Annotated in this window: 18 protein-coding genes; 12 read left to right on the top strand and 6 right to left on the bottom strand. The window is 45.4% G+C overall.

What is annotated here, in order from left to right; genetic code table 11:
* The first annotated feature begins 11 nt into the window (after nt 1–11).
* From sufB to MHI14_RS21600, 4 genes are all read left to right on the top strand, one after another.
* Nucleotides 12–1,409 carry a Fe-S cluster assembly protein SufB gene (gene sufB / locus MHI14_RS21615; RefSeq protein WP_091032622.1) on the top strand — a complete coding sequence of 466 codons (1,398 nt, stop codon included), beginning with the start codon at nt 12–14 and terminating at the stop codon, nt 1,407–1,409.
* 300 nt (nt 1,410–1,709) lie between these two features.
* Nucleotides 1,710–3,059 carry a jacalin-like lectin gene (locus tag MHI14_RS21610; protein WP_341131175.1) on the top strand — a complete coding sequence of 450 codons (1,350 nt, stop codon included), beginning with the start codon at nt 1,710–1,712 and terminating at the stop codon, nt 3,057–3,059.
* A 209-nt stretch (nt 3,060–3,268) separates the two neighbouring features.
* Nucleotides 3,269–3,988, top strand: coding sequence for a M23 family metallopeptidase (locus MHI14_RS21605; RefSeq protein ID WP_091032619.1), 720 nt, complete (start codon nt 3,269–3,271; stop codon nt 3,986–3,988).
* Nucleotides 3,989–4,138: 150 nt separating this feature from the next.
* Nucleotides 4,139–4,279: a hypothetical protein gene (locus tag MHI14_RS21600; RefSeq protein WP_017689533.1), complete on the top strand. Its 141-nt coding sequence runs from the start codon at nt 4,139–4,141 to the stop codon at nt 4,277–4,279.
* Between the two features lie 133 nt (nt 4,280–4,412).
* Here the strand turns inward: MHI14_RS21600 and MHI14_RS21595 are convergent, their stop codons facing one another.
* Both MHI14_RS21595 and MHI14_RS21590 read right to left on the bottom strand, forming a co-directional pair.
* Nucleotides 4,413–5,462: an HD-GYP domain-containing protein gene (locus tag MHI14_RS21595; protein ID WP_091032616.1), complete on the bottom strand. Its 1,050-nt coding sequence runs from the start codon at nt 5,460–5,462 to the stop codon at nt 4,413–4,415.
* 123 nt (nt 5,463–5,585) lie between these two features.
* Nucleotides 5,586–6,332: a molybdenum cofactor biosynthesis protein gene (locus tag MHI14_RS21590; protein WP_091032613.1), complete on the bottom strand. Its 747-nt coding sequence runs from the start codon at nt 6,330–6,332 to the stop codon at nt 5,586–5,588.
* 120 nt (nt 6,333–6,452) lie between these two features.
* Here MHI14_RS21590 and MHI14_RS21585 point away from each other — a divergent pair, with 120 nt between their 5' ends.
* From MHI14_RS21585 to MHI14_RS21555, 7 genes are all read left to right on the top strand, one after another.
* The gene (locus MHI14_RS21585) at nt 6,453–7,883 is read left to right on the top strand and encodes a bifunctional metallophosphatase/5'-nucleotidase (protein WP_341131174.1); all 1,431 of its coding nucleotides are present in this window, start codon (nt 6,453–6,455) and stop codon (nt 7,881–7,883) included.
* Between the two features lie 73 nt (nt 7,884–7,956).
* Nucleotides 7,957–9,078, top strand: coding sequence for an HD-GYP domain-containing protein (locus MHI14_RS21580; RefSeq protein ID WP_091032607.1), 1,122 nt, complete (start codon nt 7,957–7,959; stop codon nt 9,076–9,078).
* Between the two features lie 220 nt (nt 9,079–9,298).
* Nucleotides 9,299–10,435, top strand: a complete 1,137-nt coding sequence (gene yfkAB / locus MHI14_RS21575) for a radical SAM/CxCxxxxC motif protein YfkAB (RefSeq protein ID WP_091032604.1) — start codon at nt 9,299–9,301, stop codon at nt 10,433–10,435.
* Nucleotides 10,436–10,481: 46 nt separating this feature from the next.
* Nucleotides 10,482–11,834 carry a hemolysin family protein gene (locus MHI14_RS21570; RefSeq protein ID WP_091032598.1) on the top strand — a complete coding sequence of 451 codons (1,353 nt, stop codon included), beginning with the start codon at nt 10,482–10,484 and terminating at the stop codon, nt 11,832–11,834.
* Nucleotides 11,835–12,112: 278 nt separating this feature from the next.
* Entirely contained in the window at nt 12,113–12,352 is a 240-nt protein-coding gene (locus MHI14_RS21565; protein ID WP_017689526.1) for a spore coat associated protein CotJA, read from the top strand.
* On the top strand, nt 12,342–12,617 hold the full coding sequence (locus MHI14_RS21560) for a spore coat protein CotJB (protein WP_036669913.1): 276 nt from the start codon (nt 12,342–12,344) through the stop codon (nt 12,615–12,617). The genes MHI14_RS21565 and MHI14_RS21560 overlap by 11 nt, the downstream gene beginning before the upstream one ends.
* A gap of 98 nt (nt 12,618–12,715) precedes the next feature.
* Entirely contained in the window at nt 12,716–13,285 is a 570-nt protein-coding gene (locus MHI14_RS21555; RefSeq protein WP_036669914.1) for a manganese catalase family protein, read from the top strand.
* Between the two features lie 191 nt (nt 13,286–13,476).
* On the opposite strand, the gene MHI14_RS21550 is transcribed toward MHI14_RS21555, so the two are convergent.
* The 4 genes from MHI14_RS21550 to MHI14_RS21535 all read right to left on the bottom strand — a co-directional run bounded on the left by MHI14_RS21550 (nt 13,477) and on the right by MHI14_RS21535 (nt 17,074).
* Nucleotides 13,477–14,475 carry a 3-oxoacyl-[acyl-carrier-protein] synthase III C-terminal domain-containing protein gene (locus MHI14_RS21550; RefSeq protein WP_341131173.1) on the bottom strand — a complete coding sequence of 333 codons (999 nt, stop codon included), beginning with the start codon at nt 14,473–14,475 and terminating at the stop codon, nt 13,477–13,479.
* A 48-nt stretch (nt 14,476–14,523) separates the two neighbouring features.
* Nucleotides 14,524–14,874, bottom strand: a complete 351-nt coding sequence (locus MHI14_RS21545) for a hypothetical protein (RefSeq protein WP_091032592.1) — start codon at nt 14,872–14,874, stop codon at nt 14,524–14,526.
* Nucleotides 14,875–15,061: 187 nt separating this feature from the next.
* Nucleotides 15,062–15,430 (bottom strand): carboxymuconolactone decarboxylase family protein, encoded by a 369-nt coding sequence (locus MHI14_RS21540; protein ID WP_091032589.1) that lies wholly within the window; start codon nt 15,428–15,430, stop codon nt 15,062–15,064.
* A gap of 12 nt (nt 15,431–15,442) precedes the next feature.
* Nucleotides 15,443–17,074 (bottom strand): thiamine pyrophosphate-binding protein, encoded by a 1,632-nt coding sequence (locus tag MHI14_RS21535; protein ID WP_341131172.1) that lies wholly within the window; start codon nt 17,072–17,074, stop codon nt 15,443–15,445.
* A gap of 410 nt (nt 17,075–17,484) precedes the next feature.
* On the opposite strand from MHI14_RS21535, the gene MHI14_RS21530 reads away from it, so the two are divergent.
* Entirely contained in the window at nt 17,485–18,456 is a 972-nt protein-coding gene (locus MHI14_RS21530; protein ID WP_341131171.1) for a Gfo/Idh/MocA family protein, read from the top strand.
* Nucleotides 18,457–18,499: the final 43 nt, after the last annotated feature.

The raw sequence follows: 18,499 nt of genomic DNA, 5'->3' as shown, positions 1-18,499 counted from the left end.
GGTAGAGCAAGATGGCTAAAAAAGCACCAGAAATGGAAGAGTACAAATATGGTTTTCGCGACGAGCACAAATCCATCTTTCAAACCGGTAAAGGTCTGACTGCAGAAGTGGTTACCGAGATTTCCAAGATTAAGAATGAACCGGAATGGATGTTGGAATTCCGTCTGAAATCCTTGAAACAATTCGAGAAGATGCCAATGCCGAAATGGGGCGGAGATCTCGACGGATTGGATTTCAACGATATTCAGTATTATGTGCGTGCTTCTGAAAAACAAGGTAAAACATGGGAAGAGGTTCCTTCTGAAATCAAGGAAACCTTTGATAAATTGGGGATCCCTGAAGCAGAGCAAAAGTTCCTTGCAGGTGTATCGGCTCAGTATGAGTCCGAGGTTGTATACCACAACATGCAAAAGGAATTGGAAGACCAAGGTGTAATCTTCATGGATACGGATACGGCTCTCAGAGAGCATCCGGAAATCCTGCGTGAATATTTTGCAACAGTTATTCCTCCAGCAGATAACAAATTTGCTGCATTGAATAGCGCGGTATGGTCCGGAGGAAGCTTTATCTACGTACCTAAGGGCGTTAAATGTGAAGTGCCTCTGCAAGCCTACTTCCGGATTAACTCCGAGAATATGGGACAATTCGAGCGTACACTCATCATCGCCGACGAAGATAGCTTCGTTCACTATGTAGAGGGCTGTACAGCTCCAATCTACAGCACGAACTCACTGCATAGTGCGGTCGTTGAGATCATTTGTAAGAAAAATGCCCGTGTTCGTTACACAACGATTCAAAACTGGGCACCAAACATCTACAACCTCGTTACGAAACGTGCGGTTGCAGAAGAAAATGCAACAATGGAATGGGTCGATGGTAACATCGGTTCCAAACTGACAATGAAATATCCAGCGGTTGTACTGAAAGGCCGTGGAGCTAAAGGTTCCGTACTCTCCATCGCTGTAGCTGGTAAAAACCAGCATCAGGATGCAGGTGCGAAAATGATCCACTTGGCTCCGGATACAACATCTACGATTGTATCCAAGTCCATCAGTAAACATGGTGGTAAAGTAACGTACCGTGGTTTGGCTTCCTTTGGCCGTCAAGCTGAGGGCGCGAAATCCAACATCAAGTGTGATACACTCATTCTCGATAATGAGTCCACATCGGATACAATTCCTTACAATGAAATCATGAATGATAACATCATGCTGGAGCATGAAGCTACAGTATCCAAAGTGTCTGAGGATCAGCTCTTCTACCTGATGAGCCGTGGTCTGACTGATGCAGAAGCAACACAGATGATTATCATGGGCTTCATTGAGCCATTCACGAAGGAATTGCCAATGGAATACGCCGTTGAGATGAATAGATTGATCAAATTCGAAATGGAGGGCTCCATTGGTTAATCCAATGCAGCGCCTTTCGAAGCCGTAAAGCTAAACTTAGCTGCTGATGTTAAGCAGTAGATATAGTTTCATGTGATCGAATACCCTCTAGAGCAGACTTTTGAAAAGTCTCTCTAGGGGGTATTTTTATTCAAAAAATCTGGGGATAACAGCGTTCAGAAGGTTGTTCTGTAATCGGAGTGGCAAGTGAAAATATTCTTTAGTTCAATTTGTATATTTACAAATGAATAGACCAGCGTTATTCTTCCATTGACGAATATTACATATATTTGAATTGATTCAAATATGAGGAGGTATATAATGCGAAGAAGTATAATTAAAAAAGGAGCAGCCTTGGTATTGTCTGCTGTTGTTGTCTTTACGAGCTCTCCTTTATTTTTATCCTCGGCCAGTGCAGCAGAAGGTGGTACGGTATCCGGTTCATTCAACGTACTTAGTTACAATGTAGGTGGTCTTCCGGATCTGGTATCCAGTTCCAACCCCAAGGAGTACACCGTTCAGATATCCCCAAAATTAAATGACTATGACATCATTAATGTGCAAGAGGATTTTAATTATCATAATGAGCTGATATCCCAAGTCACTCTGCCGTATTTGACGACAACAAGCGGAATTGCGGGTTTTGGTAGTGGGTTGAACAGTCTGTCCAAATATCCATTCCGTGACTTGAAGCGTGTAACCTGGGATAAGCGATCCGGTCTTTTTGACAATGGAAGTGATGAATTGACTCCAAAAGGATTTACAGCAGCTACATATGAGATCACACCTCAGGTGAAAGTGGACATGTACAACTTGCATGCGGACGCAGGTAGCGATGATAAATCGCTTGAGGCCAGACGAGATAATATCAGACAACTCTCCAATTACATCAAGGAGCACTCGGACGGGAACGCGGTTATCGTATTTGGGGATACCAATACACGGTACACTCGTGCGGCTGACAATATAGAGTTGCTCATGTCTGAGAATGGTTTAAGAGATCCGTGGATCGATTTGATTCGAGGTGGAAGTATTCCCCCTGATGGGGATGCTCTTATGGATGCAACCAATATACATGGCCCGAACTATGAAATTGTCGACAAAATTTTGTATCGCGGAAGTAAAGCGTTGTCCCTTAATGCACAGAGTTATCGTTTGGAAAATCAAACATTTGTTGACCCGAGTGGGAAGCAACTCTCCGATCATTATCCGAGTACAGCGGAATTTGTGTACAGCACATCTTCTCAGTACCAACTAAGTTCAACAATCGGAGGGTCTGGAGGAACTGGGTTTAATGATCTAAATCATATTCCGGAGTCCAGACCTAGCTCAGTGGTGCTTAACTCGGGCAACCGTGTAGACGGCATTTCAACGTTGTACAGGGATGGAACGAACCTGGCACATGGTGGTCAATCCAACAATGCCACACTTACCTTGGCAGACGGAGAGTACTTAACTCAGGCAACAATTGGTCAGGGGACACGTAATGGAGATAAACGAATCTTTTACGTGGAGTTGTCGACCAATCTTGGAAATAAGATTGAAGGCGGACAAAAGACATCGGATCAAATTAAACTTGAGGCACCAGCAGGGTGGTATATAGCCGGATTTTATGGAAGAGCAGGACAGGAACTCGATCAGTTAGGGGTCATATACAGACCTCTGAATTAGGAGTGTGTAGTGGTTGAACTAAAAACATAGTATATGTAACTGATAGAGTAATCATAGAAACATAGCGCGCCGCTTGGAATATACGTTGGAAAGACCACAAGGTTTTCCCAATGCTATTCTGAGTGGTATTTTTGTGGAATAAAATAAGACCAATAGCACAAGCCATTTCGTAGATTTAAGCATTTAATGATAGAAAAGGATGTGAGTGTATGAGTGTAAACCCTTTCGAGGGCTATCGGATTACAAGTTCATTCGGCTATCGAATTCATCCTATTCATGGTGGACAGACATTTCACCGCGGAATTGATCTCGTGACAGAGCCCTGGAATGGCCCCGTCTATGCCTTTATGGAAGGTAGGGTACGTTTTGCTTCCGAAGGAGTTACAGGCTCCGGATTCGGCGGTTACGGGCTTACAGTTGCCCTTCAAGATCATCGTGGCTACTTGCATTGTTATGCTCACCTTTCGCGGATTGCCGTAACCGTTGGGCAGCGTGTGAAGCGAGGGCAGCTTATCGGTAATCAGGGAAGCACGGGTCAGAGTACTGGCCCGCACGTACATTATGAGATTCGTAAAACAAGTGCACCATCTTACGGGTATACAGCCAGCGAAGATGGTGTGACGGAACCGGGTGCGTATCTACAGGCCGAATACGGAACTGCATCCCAGGAACAGGAGGCTCCGCCGATGACCACTGAGCAGAAGAAAATGTTTGAAGCCATGCAGAAAACGCTGGAGATTCAAGGGGGATGGATTCAGCAACAGGAGCAACTTTCCAATATGGATTGTCCCGCATGGGCGCAGCAAGCGTTTGATTATTATCGACCGTTTATTATGAACGACAAAGGCAGTTATGAATTTTGGAGATTACTTGTTATTATGCACCGCAAGGAAAAAGGCATTCAGGTTCATTCGGATTCCGACATATAGATCTCTGCAAAGAACAGGGAGTAGCAAAAGGCTGATCCACTCAGGTAGATGCAGACAGACAACCATTTATCGAATGTTGCCTGTTCGCCCGGTTCATTCCAACGGAAACGTCATATGTTAGGGTATACCTGATGAAGAGGAGGCAATCACATGAGCGAAGTAGGATATGGCTGTGGTGGCAACGTAGGCGGAGTAGGCGGCGTTGGTGGATACAATATGTTCACAAACACTGGTGCAATCTTGGTACTGTTCATTCTGTTGGTTATTATCACAAAAGCATTCTGCGTGTAATTCCAACATGATCGAATCGGAATAGACAAAAGGGAAGCCGATTACGGCTTCCCTTTTGTCATATGCCGACCTATGAGTTGGCTATTTCAGTTACTATGGAGTTCTTTGTATACATGCTGTGTACAATGAACAGTTACTGTACATAGATCTCAACGATAGCAATATCTCTTTCTTTCGCTAAATCGATAAAGGCCGTAGAGGTCTGAACGAGTGGTCGGAAATAATCCGCAGGATTATTCATGACAATGAGTCCCGTCTGACCCGTGGTGAGCAGAACCCTTTTACCGATAAAATTAGGCAGCATGTGCTTGATCAGTTCCTGCGTTGCTTCAGCATTTAACTGACCAAAGCTGAGGCTGTACAGTTCACATAGAACAGAGATCAGTTCCTGTTTGGTCTGGTACACCCGATTCGTCGTCATGGCGCTGTAAACGTCTGCTACAGCAGTTATACGGGCATATGGGTGGATCTCGTCTCCTCGCAGTCCATGAGGATAACCACTTCCATCCTCGCGCTCATGATGCTGAAGTGCAACCGTTGCCAGAATTTCATCCTGAGTGGATTCTTTAATGATATCGTACCCATAGAATGTGTGTTTCTTCATTTCGTCAAATTCTTCCGTGGTCAATTTACCAGGTTTATGTAACATTTCAGAAGGAATCTTGGACTTGCCGATATCATGAAGATATCCTGCTTTGGCTACCGTTAGACATTCCTCGGGGTTGTAACCCATCCAGCCGGCGATATAAAAAGCGAGCATTCCGACTTGCAATGAATGGTTGTACGTATAATCGCTATCCCCGTCCAGCATAAGCAACAAGGAGACAACATCTTTTTGTTTTTCCAACTGTTCTGTTAGGGTAAACAAAATCTCATCGACCTGTGTCTCATCAATAAAACCCTTCTCCATCGCTTGTTGAAATAGAGATTCAGTACCTTTGATCGTATCGTTAAACAAGTTAGTTAACAGACGGGTTTGATCGGAAGGTAAGGTTTGTGCATCAGAGTGTAGGTCGGATGTTGTGTGTTCTACATCTGCGTACTCGATTCCATGTTGCAACAGTTTGGATAGGTCATCTTCACTGAGGGTGGAACCTTTCATCAGCATGTGGAGACCCGAACTGTTGTATACATCATTTTTTAACAGGTCACCCGGTTTAAGATCAGTAACATGCACTCTCACGTATAAACCACCTTTTCTCGACTAATATCGACACATATAATTATAATAACAAGAAAAAAATGGGTTGACAACGACTTATTTACTATTAACCCACTCTGTCTAAAAGGTGTAAAGGCTCATTATTTAGTTCTCCATGGGGTTCCATGGTCCTAATTGATGTCCCTTCCATTCAGATCCATCTTCCCAAATTTCCTTTTTCCAGATCGGAACGGTCTGTTTGAGTCTCTCTATGGCGTAACGGCTTGCATCATAACAGTCGTTGCGATGAGGCGAGGAAACGGCAATGACTACACTAATCTCTGCCACATCCACTTTTCCAATTCGGTGACTGATTGCACATAACACACCAGGCCAGCGATCGGAGATTTCCACACCAATGGCTGCCATCTGAGAAAGAGCCATCGGCACATAGGCCTCGTATTCAAGATGAACGGTGCGTTGTTCACCAGTCATTTCACGAGTCGTACCTACAAAAGTAAGAGCTGCCCCGTGATTCGGGGTAATCACTAGCGCCGTTGTTGCTTCCACGGACAAGGTGGACTCTGTAATCAGAAATAAGCCATCTTCAGTCCGATGCTCTGGAACGGTAGAGCGATGCTTCTCATCGGATATATCCGTACCATCGCCTCCAGAGACGGGAGGGATCAACGCAAGTTCATCTTCTGAGCTAAGTATAGTATCGGCAGGAGCGTACTGCTGGTTAACTGCCAAAAAGGATGTCCTTATCTGAGAAGCTGCCTCTGGGTAGGCCAGACTCAGTTTTTCTTTTAAATTGGCAGCGGTTGGAAGGTCTCCAATGTACTCAAACTCCAGGAGGGATGTATTTAAACGTTCTGCAATGCCTGCAAATAGTTGAATTGTCAATTTCATAGATATGACTCACCTCTTTTTGATCTCTAAACCCTTTAAATATATCATAACGACGCGGAAAATGTTATGCTTATCCATTAGAAGAATGAACGTTTATTGAAGAGCAGGGGAGGCGGTGTGATGAGCACCAGGGAGAAGCAAACGTTAACGATTCTACACACCAATGACATCCATAGCCACTTCGGCTCCATGAGCACCATCGCCGCTATGATCAATGAGGAACGTGACCAAGGTGGCAACTTCCTTGTATTGGATATCGGCGATCATATGGACCGGATGGCCGTTGAAACAGAAGGAACACTGGGTACGGCTAATGTTGATGTTATTAACCTGACGGGCTACGATGCCATTACAATCGGTAACAACGAAGGACTAACCTTTACGCCAGATCAGCTCTCGCAGTCCTACGCTGGACTTCTGTGTCCTGTGGTATGCGGCAATGTTGTGGAGCAAGATACTGGACTTCCACCAGTGTGGATGAAACCTTCTCTGATTGTGGAGAAAGGTCCATTTCGCGTTGGTCTGCTGGGGGCAACTGCCCCTTTTACCACGTTTTACGAACTGCTTGGGTGGGATGTTCTGGACCCTGTGGAGTCACTAAGAACTCAAGTGGAAGCATTACGTGATGAAGTGGATGTGGTGGTTGTTCTTTCACATCTGGGACTTTCGACAGATCGGAGACTGGCGGAGCAGATTACTGGAATTGATGTTATTCTCGGTGGACATACCCATCATGTTCTCGAAGAACCATTAGTGATTGGTCAGACCGTGCTGGGTGCAGCTGGGAAATTTGGCCAATGGCTTGGGAAAGTGGTTCTGGAACGAACAAGTGTGGGAAAACCTCTCCAACTGGTAAGTAGCGGTTGTATGGCTGCCAAGAGTATATTACTGGATGATCAGGTCGCGCTGGCAATCGCTACGAATCGTACGGAAGCCGAAAGGACACTCAATCAGACGGCAGTGATAACGGATCGGGTGCTGCCCATCGCGTATGACCGGGAATCCCCGTTTGCAACCTTGCTTGCACAAGCTGTTCGTCATTTCACGGGAGCACAGCTGTCGCTGGTGAATGCAGGTCAGCTTCTGGGAGATCTTCCACAAGGTAATATTACAAAAGGAATGTTGCATTCCCTATGTCCATCTCCTATAAATGCTTGTACAATATGCTTGAGTGGAAGTCATATTCGTGAAGCACTTGAGCAGTCCTTGTTGGACGAGTTTTCAGGTAAGCCCATTGTGGGATTTGGTTTTCGTGGTCATATACTAGGCACGTTATGTATGGACGGAATGGAAGTTCAATACAATCCACATGCGCCAGCCTATGAGAAGATCCAGACCATATCCATTAATGGTGAGCCTATGGACGAACAATGTGAGTATATCGTTGGGACACTGGACATGTTTACGTTCAATGTGGGGTATCCTCCTCTTGCTCATGGAACCCGTACGCTCTATCATCTTCCGGAATTCATACGCGATTTGCTGGAAACGGAAATAAAACGACCAGGGGCTCTGGACGACAGCCTGCGAGCCCGCTGGCATCAAAGCTAAATTTAAAGTACTTGCCTTCTGCTGAAGCGGCGGCTAGTGGTAATTACATCTACGGAGCGGGAGAGGATAGGCTGTGCGTTTAGTACATATAAACTTATTGCAGCCTGGCATGAAGCTGGGGAAACGTATTTATAGTGAAGAAGGCCTTGTATTACTTAGTGAGGATGTAGAGCTAACCAGTCGATTGATTGGACGCCTTAAGGATCTCGGAGTCGGTTATGTGTATATTAAAGATGCTGCGACAGAGGACATCATCGTTCCTGAAATGTTGCAGGAAGAGACCAGGAGGAAGGCACTGGTCGAGATCAAACAGCAATTTCAGAGTATGTCAGGGCTGAAAACCAAAAATCAGATTCCTCATTTCGGTAAAGCGCTTAGTGGTGTGATGAATGCGATTCTGGAAGACATCGGCAGTCAGAAGGAAGCCATGATTATGCTGATGGACATGAACTCCAGCGATTTTGACCTGTATAACCATTCTCTGAATGTATGTGTGTACACGCTGGTTCTTGGTGTCGCTTCGGGTTACACACGCCAGCAATTAATGGAGATTGGTCTGGGCGCTTTGTTGCATGATATCGGCAAAACACAGATTGCACCAGAAATTTTGCATAAACCCTCCAGATTGAGTGACGAGGAATTCAAAATCATTCAGCAGCACACTACATATGGACACCGTATTCTCAAAGATGAACCAGGTATACCGCTTCTATCCGCGCATTGTGCATTGCAGCACCATGAACGAATTGATGGCAGTGGATACCCTTTTGGTTTGAAAGACAAGGAAATTCATGAATATGCCAAATGGATTGCGCTTGCTGATTCGTATGATGCCATGACAACGAATCGGGTGTACAAGCAAGCCTTGCTGCCACATCAGGCAGTAGAGGTGTTGTATACAGGTTCAGGAACCCTCTATGAACAACGGATGCTGGAAAAGTTCAGGGATTGTGTCGCGATATACCCAGTAGGTATTTCAGTCAAGCTCAGTACGGGAGAGGTCGGGGTAGTTGCATCAATTCATTCACGTGTTCCTCAACGTCCGCTTATCCGTGTTCTAAAAGATGCGGACGGTCAGACTTTATCTTCGCCTTATGAAATTAACCTGCTGACAGCTCTGTCTGTGATGATCACAGGTGTAGAGGGTGTGGAGGATACACTTTCAGCGGCTCAAAGTGAACAGGTGGAAAGCTGAACTAATTGAAAGTTGATTAGCGCTCATGTCGTAATATCCGGGCCGTTTCGTAATTCGGTCCAGAGTTGCCTGAGCGTTTTTTGTCATGTAATGGACAGGGTCTGCGTATGCCGGAGCATTCAAAATTGTGCTATGATAAAAGATAACTCCAAAAAGAGAAACACAAGGTATGATGTAAATAAAACTTTTTAGGTTAATAAAAGGAATAAGGTGAAGAACAATGACCATGCTAAACTCAGGATCGGTACAACCGATGCCTTTATCGCCAACGAATGATCCGTGGGATCCGATCGGCTCTCTGCGTACATATGGACGCCATGTGCTGACCAGTGTAGAAATGACCGTGACACATCTATGCAATATGAGGTGTGAGCATTGTGCCGTGGGAGATATGCTTACGATGCGTGAGGCGCCGGCTCTTCCGCTCCCTCTGATGCTGAAACGATTGGATGAAGTGGAGCATCTGCAGACGATTAGTCTGACGGGTGGCGAGCCAAGCTTTAGCCAGAAAACAGTGGATGAGATGATTATCCCGCTGCTCAAATATGCCAAGGAACGTGGAATTCGTTCCCAGATCAATTCGAATTTAACGCTGGATATCAGCCGGTATGAGCAACTTTTACCTTATCTGGATGTTATGCATATCTCATTCAACTATCTGAATGCTGACGATTTCCATCAAGTTGGATTTGCGAATAGTGGCAGACCTGTGAAACGTGAAGTAGCGGTAAAGATGTATGAGAAAATGATTGAAAATTCACGCAAACTGAGTGAGGCAGGCATGTTTATCTCTGCGGAATCGATGATTAACTTCCGTACGCACGACAAGCTGGATGGTATTCACCAATTAATTCGTGAGATGGGCTGTGTCCGTCATGAAGTGCATCCGATGTATAATTCGAACTTTGCTTCGTCGTTGCCTGTGTTATCACTGGACCATATGAGAGCAGCCATTCATCGTTTGCTTGATGTGCGTGACAAGGATATGTGGATGCTCTTCGGTACCCTGCCATTCTTCGCGTGCAGTGCAGCAGAGCAGGATCGGGAACTGATCAACCGTTTATACAGCGAACCCAATGTGACGGTACGTAACGATCCGGACGGACGCAACCGCGTTAATGTCAACATGTTCACGGGTAATGTGTATGTGACGGATTTTGCAGACATCCCGGCATTTGGCAACATTCGTGATCGTAAACTGGATGATGTGTTCCATGAATGGTCAGCTGAACATCCGTTGAATCAAACGGTCAATTGCCATTGCGATATTGCATCCTGTTGCGGACCAAACCTGCTAGTGGCAGATATGTATTACAAGGGTGTGGATTTCAAATCGAGAAAGGCAATCACACGTTGATATTCCAGGTGTATTCCTGAAATAGATAGAAAAGGGGAGTTTCAACTTGGATATTCATACCGAATTTCATCTTGGACAGCTGGTATTTAATCTGGTCTGTGTCTTTTTGCTCGTATTTTTGAATGGCGTATTTGTCGCAGCGGAATTTTCCCTTGTTAAAGTAAGGCAAACGCGCTTAACTCAATTGCAGAGTGAAGGAAACCGTTTGGCTGGTTATGCACTGAAGGTGAATAGTAAACTGGATTCCTATCTATCGGCAACTCAGTTCGGGATTACATTGACATCGCTTGGACTCGGGTGGCTGGGAGAACCAGCCATCTCTGAATTGCTCGTTGAGCCTCTCATGTTTAAGCTCGGTGTAGGAGATACAGGGCTTATTTCGACCGTGTCGGTCATAATCGGTTTCTGTATCATTACGTTTCTGCATATTGTGCTGGGTGAGCTTGCGCCTAAATCGTTGGCAATTCAAAAAACAGACGGAGTGGCATTGTTTTTATCTGCGCCCTTGCTGTTGTTCTACAAAATCTTCTTCCCGTTCATCTGGGTACTGAATGTATCGGCTAATGCATTGCTGCGTCTGGCGGGTATCGAACCTGCCAGTGAAGGAGAAGCTCACTCGGAAGATGAACTTCGAATTTTGATGAAGCAGAGTGCCAAAAGTGGTGTCATCGATAAAGATGAGATCAAACTGATGGACAACATCTTTGATTTCTCTGATATGCTGGCACGTGAAGTGATGTTGCCACGTACAGACATGGATTGTCTGTACACGCATATGTCTTTGGAAGAGAACCTGGAGATCATTAATGCAACCAAACATTCCCGGTATCCCGTAGCAGTAGAAGACAAGGATGAGATCATTGGATTTATACACATCACCGATCTGTTGCTGGCTAAACCGGAGCAACAACATGATCTGGCTTCACTTGTTCGTCCAATCTTAAACGTTCCTGAATCCATGGAAATCAGCCATGTGCTGCGTCTCATGCAGAAGAAACATTCTCAGATGACGCTGGTTGTGGATGAATATGGCGGCACAGCTGGATTGCTGACTGCGGAAGAAATTCTGGAAGAGATCGTTGGAGACTTGTATGACGAGTTTGAGGATGAGCGTCCGCATATGGAACGCAGTGGAGATTCCTTTTCCATTGATGGTCGTTCGCTTATTGAAGAAGTTCATAAGTGGACCGGAGCCATCATTGAGGATGAAGAAGTGGATACCATTGGCGGATGGTTGTTTAAAGAGCTTGGAGGTACTCCAGCCAAGGGCAAAACTCGGGAGCTGAATGGATACGTCTTTGAAGTGGAAGAGTCCACTCGTTTGCGAATTACTCGGGTTCGAGTGTACAAGCAATCTGTTCCTCAAGACATGAATTCGGAAGAAAATCCAGCAGAATAGAACTCGTTGCAGGAGCAAGATAAGACGAGCAAAAGTATGAAATGACGCAGATTATGAAAATCTGCCAGGATATAAGACCTTTGGAAGTTACCTGAAAGGGGAACGAACCGAAGGTCTTTTTTTATTTTAAAGAAGAATTTGGAGAAATTCTGCACATAGTTGAAACGAATTTCGGATTAACTTTGGGGACAGCGTCATATGGTTATATAGACGGGAAACTGGAAGGACCTCAGTAATATTCAGTTGCACCAATGATGTATTATAGGAGGCGTTGTTCTGTGAAAGATCCGCAACTTCGTGCTTACGCCCCTTTTGTGGGGCCGTTTGATCCTTGTCCGCCAGTAGAGATTCGGACGTATCTGGTACCTCCGCAATTATTTATTCCATTTCAGCCTATGGGCTGGCCACAGTACAGTCCGGCAGAAGCATTAAGAGTGGGGACGTTATGGCCTGCATTATACAGCCCTTATACACCAGCAAGATCGAAGGGAAGGAAGGTGGATGTGGATGGAACCTGAAGGAGCAAAAGCGTGCGATACCCAATACTATGAGCTGCTGGAGGAGCTTCAGGCTCTGGATTTTGTATTAGTGGAGTTGAATCTGTACCTGGACACCCATCCTGGGGATTATCAAAGCATAGAGCAATATAACAAATTCACGCAAGAACGTACGCGGGTGGCGCAGGAGTTTCAACAATTGTATGGACCCCTGATGAACTTTGGTCATGCCTTCTCCAAGTATCCGTGGGAATGGTCTCAGACGCCCTGGCCATGGCAAGTGTGACACATCAGCCTCAGGCTTCCTTGCAGGACTTTAGGGACAGGAAGCCCGAGGGTTAGAAGAAGAGCTGTATTTTGATAACGTAGAGGGAGGCGTCTTACATGTGGGTGTATGAGAAAAAACTGCAATATCCCGTAAGGGTTAGTAAATGTGATCCTCGTATGGCGAAATTGCTGATGGAACAATATGGCGGTGCAGATGGGGAGTTGGCCGCTGCCCTTCGATATCTGAATCAGCGTTATACAATTCCAGACAAGATTATCGGTCTGCTGACGGATATTGCTACAGAGGAATTTTCTCATCTGGAGATGATTGCCACCATGATCTACAAGTTGACCAAGGACGCATCAGTGGATCAACTGGAAGAAGCGGGACTTGGGCCGAACTATGCTCAACGCGATTCTGCCTTGTTTTATACCAATTCCTCCGGTGTACCCTTTACAGCTGCCTACATTGCTGCAAAGGGTGATCCAATTGCGGATCTGTACGAGGACATTGCAGCAGAAGAGAAAGCTCGGGCTACATATCAATGGTTGATCGACCTGACCGATGACGTGGATCTGCAGGATAGTCTGAAGTTTCTAAGGGAACGCGAGATCGTTCATTCCTTGCGCTTCCGGGAGGCTGTAGAGATCCTGAAAGACGATCGGGAGACAAAGAAGATTTTCTGAACGTTTGGTATAAAAGCAGAAGTCTGGCAGTACGATAGGGCTGCTTTTTGCTTTGAGTTAATTGCTATGAGTTAATAAAGCCCGAAGCAGTGTACGTGGTGTATTGAGGGTTGCTTTCAAATAAAAAGACGATCCTTTTTGAATTTAAAATAAAAGGGATCGTCCTGGTTATTATTTTGGTGAATTATGGCCTAATATTCAACCACCATGGCAACATTTTGCCATCCAGCTCCAACGGTCCAGAACAACACTTTGTCACCACGCTGAATCTGACCAGTTGTAATCGCTCGATGTAATGCGATGAACGGACTGCTGGTTGAGGTATATCCGAACTCATCTCCGATATAGACGGCAATATCGTCACCAATGCCGATGTTCTCGGATACAGCCCGAATGTTACTAATGGATAGCTGAGAGAAGCAGGCGGCTCTGATCTCGTCTGGTCCAATCTCGTTGCGTGTCAGCAAGGTACGAATGGACTCCGAAGCGGCGTCCACACAGATCGAATCATCAAATGGGATGAATTTCACATGAAAGGCACCTGCATCCACACCTGTTTTGCCCAATTTCGCCAAGCCTTCTGCAGGAAAAAGAGAATTACCATACACACAGGTATCCGTCTGATAGATGGAATCAATGAAACCGACAGCATGTTCATCCCGCTCTACAATAACCGCCGCTGCTGCATCACCGAAATTGGCGAAGTATACGGGATCATCGGGACTGGCGTGAGGAGCTACGTAATCCGAGCCGATGATTAATGCCCGGCGAATTCGAGGATTGCCCAGCATCTGCCGGCTAACCTGTTCGAAAGCAGCGGTCATGCCTGCACAGTTCGCGTTACTGTCAATACAGATCGTGTGAGAAGCTCCGTTAATCAGGCGATGAATCATCAAGGAATTCGTAGGAAAGATGTATTCCGGCGTTTGGCTTGCATAAGCAATCAGATCAATATCTGCACCGGTGAGTCCGGTTTTCTCCAGTAGGTTACTGGCTGCCTCAAAGGCCATGCTTAGTGAGTTTTCGTCATCGTTGTCAATTTTATAACGTGTATCACGACCAAGTGCCTGTAACAATCCGCGAATATCTACACCTCTTGCGTCAAAATGTTCAATATAAAAATCATTGTGCACCTTGGTTGCAGGATGATAGATATCGATATCTACAATACGAATTCCGGCCATCTTCATTCTCCTTTTGAGCGGAAGGTTGAATTCACAGCTTGTCCGCCTGGTTTATTAAGTGGTAACGGTAGATATGATTTCGAGATTGTCCAGACCGACTGACCGGCCGAGCCGGGACAATTGCATTTTTAGAATCGCGTTGTTCTCGAGGGTCAACACGACTTTTTTATATTCATCTTTTTTGAACATTTGAAGGCAGCCTTCCAGAAGAGGAACAATCTCCGGAGCAGTAACATTCAACTTTTTGCAATCGATGTTCAGGTCATACTCCTTGGTGTTAAGAGGAGCGATCGTATCCTGATATGCCGAGATGGAACGCAAACCGTCTTCTTGAGAGAAAGAACCCTCCAGTTCAATGTTTAACACCTTGTTCGGAACGTCAGTCTTAAGAATGAAATTTCCCATGTTTGATCTCTCTCCTTTAAATGAGTTAAGGCTATCCTGCTAATGGATACACAGCCCCATAGGACCTCTGTTGAAAGCTTCTAAGATGAGAGCTGGTTCGAAGGATAATTTAACCATATTATAAAGGTAGGAATGTAAAAAGATCAATAAAAAAGTCGAATCATGTATAAAAATGTAGAAAAGTGAATTACTGTATTTCTTCCAAGGTAGCAAGCAAAATATTGAATGCACTAATGATGCGTGGAGCACCCACACAGGGTGCCAGATGTAGCAATATTCCCTTGAGCTGATCCACCGTCACTCCCACGCTCAGAGCCATCGTGTAATGTACCCCTAATTGTTCATACTGTCCTTGGGTGATCAACGAAGAGATGATAGCAACTTCCTTCCATTGATCCGTAATCGTGGTGCGCTGAAAAATATCCCCGTATGCCGTCCCCATAATAAATTCCGACAATTCGGGAAAATGTTCTTTGATGGGTGCAAGGGCTCTTGCGCCGTACTCACCAGAAAGTTTTGCGAAACGGTCTAGTCCCTGAGCTACATGTTCACTCATGATCTACTCCTCCTAATTTAAAGTTACGGTGCGGTGAGCCGTGGGTGGGATTTCATCTCGATCGGTCAGAAGCTCAATAACAGTTACCTGATTTAACGTCTGGGCTGTGTTCAGCGCAGATGAGAATTCAGCAAGGGTTTCTGCTCGAAACGCAACCGCACCGAGAGATTCGGCGAATTTGGCTGCATCCAAAGGAACTTCATATAATGTGCCATCAATTCTGCCTGTTGTTTTTTCCATTCCTTTGAGTGCCATGTCCAGTTGTTTGTTATTAACGACAATGAAGATGACATTCAGATTGTTGCATACCGCGGTATTGATCTCCGTCCCCAGCATCATGAAACATCCATCCCCGGTGATACATACAACGGTCTCTTCAGGTGAAGCGGCCTTTGCACCTATCGCCATACCAATGGCGTTACCCATGCAGGCAAAGTACGCGTCAAACACAAAGCTGCCTGGTTTTTTGACTTTATATCGCTGGACCGCATGAAATCCATGGCTGCCATCATCAACAAACAGCTTATGATCGTAAGGAAGAAGTTCGCTCATCCCGTCCAGCACAGAAGCCAGAGACAGGCGGGGCAGATCTGGTAATGGGACAGTGTAATCCATGGGTGTCGTGGTTCTCTCAGGAGTAGGGAGGTCTTCTAATGTGCCCAGCAAATATTGCAGGTTGTCCTTCAAATCACCGGTGATATGTAAGGTTTGAGCGCTCAGAATCTTGCCTACAAACGTAGGATCAGCGTCAAATTGGATGAGGTGTACCGGATGATGTTCAGGCTTCAGATTGCAGAGGGTCATATCACTTAGACGTGAACCGAGTACGATATAAAGGTCACTTTGGTTCAGGATGTCGTCTGCATGCGGGAAACCTCCAACACCACAAGGTCCATGGTATAGGGGATGGTCCCACGCAATCGCTCCTTTTCCACCAGGAGTAGTAATGACGGGAATGTTGAACGATTCGGCCAAATGAAGCAATTCATCATGGGCTCTGGCGCGACTTACACCTTTACCAGCAATAATTAAGGGACGGTTGGATTGCTCAATGAGAGGAAGAATGCGATTCAGATTAGATACGCTAAGAAGAGGTTCCGGTTCGGGAATGACAATCCGGCATTGGGATAACAACTCGGTCTGTACGTCAAAAGGAATACAGAGGTGAACAGGGCCTTTATTAGGGCCGAGTGCAATGGAAAGGGCATGATTCAGCAGTGTGCCGAAGTGATCTCCACGCTCAACCAGTTTGCTGAATAGCGTAGCAGGCCTGAACATCTCAGCCAGATCAGCCAGATAGGAAGAGGAATCCTGGCACTGGGGTAGCCCCAGTTCCTGAATGGATTGATGGCCCGTAATAAACAGTACCGGCAGATTGTTGGCCTTTGCATGGGCTGCTGCAGTAAGCAGATTGGTTCCGCCTGGACCGGATGTGGCAAAGGCAACGCCGAGTTTACCCGTCTGTAATGCATAACCGGATGCGGCAAAACCTGAGCTGGATTCATGACGGCCTGGAATGAACTCTAATCCGTAATCCACCATTTTCAGTACAGCAGGACAGATGGATTTACCAATAATACCAAAGACATGAGTAACGCCTAGATTACGCAGAGTTTCTGCCAAATAGTCCGCAACTGTTCTCATGCGGGACACCTCGCTTCATGAAATAGGTTATTAGAACCATACGCATATTCCATTTGTTGAATGCAAGTTACTGTCTAAGGTTGTAAGAGGAAATATTCATTGTTATTAGGAAGAGTATCTTTTTTTGTGGTTTTTTGTCAACCTGTTTTTGTGAGTCTAAATTCCTGATTCTTAAGTTGGTAACGCTTTAAGTGTTGCTGGATAAAGTAAAAATAATTGGTTATATATCCCTGCAACGAATTACCCAATCGATACTTAATTACAAATAATGTAAAAATATGACTAACAATGATGAATTTCAGCCTATAATAGCGACTTGAAAGCTAGAGGTTTATTTTTTTCGTATCAACGCATCGCATTCGCAATTCTTTGCTTTCTGCTATACTGGAAAGGAATTGGGAGGGGATGGAATGACAGTCATCAAGATGGCTCTGATTGGGCTGGGTAAAATGGGATTACATATGGTTCATCTAATCGAGAATACGAAGATGGATACAAAGATTGAGATTGTAGCGGTGTGTGATGCGAATGAGGACGGTTTGGCGTCTTTTGCAGCTTCTCATCGGGGAGTTAGGACGTATACGGATTACAAGCAATTGATGAATGAACATCAGATTGATCTGTTGTATATTGCAGTTCCGCCGAAATTTCATTATCCGGTTGTCATGGAAGCGCTGGAGCGCAAAATTCATGTATTCTGCGAGAAACCGCTTGCCAATAGTGTAGAAGAAGCCAAAAAGATGCTGGATGCAGCGGAGCAGGCGGGCGTTGTTCATGCCATCCATTTCTCGATGCCGCACGAACCTTCCGTGCTGAAGTTGCAAGAGATGATTAAGCAGGGTACTGTGGGGGCCGTTCGCAAAATAGATCTGATTCTGCAATTCCCGCAGTGGCCACGATTATGGCAACAGAATGCATGGATTACGAGCCGGGAACAGGGTGGATTTATTCTTGAAGTGGGAATTCACTGGATTCATATGATTCAAAAGGTGTTTGGTGCCATCCGGGTAGTGAGCACTCAGGTTCAATATCCTGAGAATGGAGACTGTGAACTCGAAGTGCAGGCTGCAATGGAATTGGAAGACGGGACTCGAATTCAGCTAAACGGCATCTCTCAATTTGCGGGGGAAGAACGTGTATCCATGGTGGTGTACGGTACAAAAGGCACAATTGCTCTGGAAAATTGGGAGGAATTGAAGACGGGTATGGTGGGACAGCCACTGTCTCGAGTAGAAGTGCTTGAATCCGCCAGTGAATTGCCGGTTCTTAAACATGTCATTGCCCGTATACAAGGCAAACCAGCTAAGATATATGATTTTAACGATGGGTATCAGGCACAATTGATACTTGAAGCGCTACGGAACACGGAACAATCGAGATAAGAAAAGGAGTGCTTAGGTTTTTTCATATGAGGTGCCCGGTGCA

The sequence above is a fragment of the Paenibacillus sp. FSL K6-2393 genome (genome assembly GCF_038002545.1).
In the GTDB taxonomy this organism is placed as follows: Bacteria; Bacillota; Bacilli; order Paenibacillales; family Paenibacillaceae; genus Paenibacillus.
This window is presented reverse-complemented; position numbering and strand designations above follow the sequence as displayed.

Excerpts from the sequence above, each read along its gene's own strand:
- sufB (WP_091032622.1), top strand. The coding sequence starts at position 12 with ATGGCTAAAAAAGCACCAGAAATGGAAGAGTACAAATATGGTTTTCGC.
- MHI14_RS21610 (WP_341131175.1), top strand. The coding sequence starts at position 1,710 with ATGCGAAGAAGTATAATTAAAAAAGGAGCAGCCTTGGTATTGTCTGCT.
- MHI14_RS21605 (WP_091032619.1), top strand. The coding sequence starts at position 3,269 with ATGAGTGTAAACCCTTTCGAGGGCTATCGGATTACAAGTTCATTCGGC.
- MHI14_RS21600 (WP_017689533.1), top strand. The coding sequence starts at position 4,139 with ATGAGCGAAGTAGGATATGGCTGTGGTGGCAACGTAGGCGGAGTAGGC.
- MHI14_RS21590 (WP_091032613.1), bottom strand. The coding sequence starts at position 6,332 with ATGAAATTGACAATTCAACTATTTGCAGGCATTGCAGAACGTTTAAAT.
- MHI14_RS21585 (WP_341131174.1), top strand. The coding sequence starts at position 6,453 with ATGAGCACCAGGGAGAAGCAAACGTTAACGATTCTACACACCAATGAC.
- yfkAB (WP_091032604.1), top strand. The coding sequence starts at position 9,299 with ATGACCATGCTAAACTCAGGATCGGTACAACCGATGCCTTTATCGCCA.
- MHI14_RS21560 (WP_036669913.1), top strand. The coding sequence starts at position 12,342 with ATGGAACCTGAAGGAGCAAAAGCGTGCGATACCCAATACTATGAGCTG.
- MHI14_RS21555 (WP_036669914.1), top strand. The coding sequence starts at position 12,716 with ATGTGGGTGTATGAGAAAAAACTGCAATATCCCGTAAGGGTTAGTAAA.
- MHI14_RS21550 (WP_341131173.1), bottom strand. The coding sequence starts at position 14,475 with ATGAAGATGGCCGGAATTCGTATTGTAGATATCGATATCTATCATCCT.
- MHI14_RS21545 (WP_091032592.1), bottom strand. The coding sequence starts at position 14,874 with ATGGGAAATTTCATTCTTAAGACTGACGTTCCGAACAAGGTGTTAAAC.
- MHI14_RS21540 (WP_091032589.1), bottom strand. The coding sequence starts at position 15,430 with ATGAGTGAACATGTAGCTCAGGGACTAGACCGTTTCGCAAAACTTTCT.
- MHI14_RS21535 (WP_341131172.1), bottom strand. The coding sequence starts at position 17,074 with ATGAGAACAGTTGCGGACTATTTGGCAGAAACTCTGCGTAATCTAGGC.
- MHI14_RS21530 (WP_341131171.1), top strand. The coding sequence starts at position 17,485 with ATGACAGTCATCAAGATGGCTCTGATTGGGCTGGGTAAAATGGGATTA.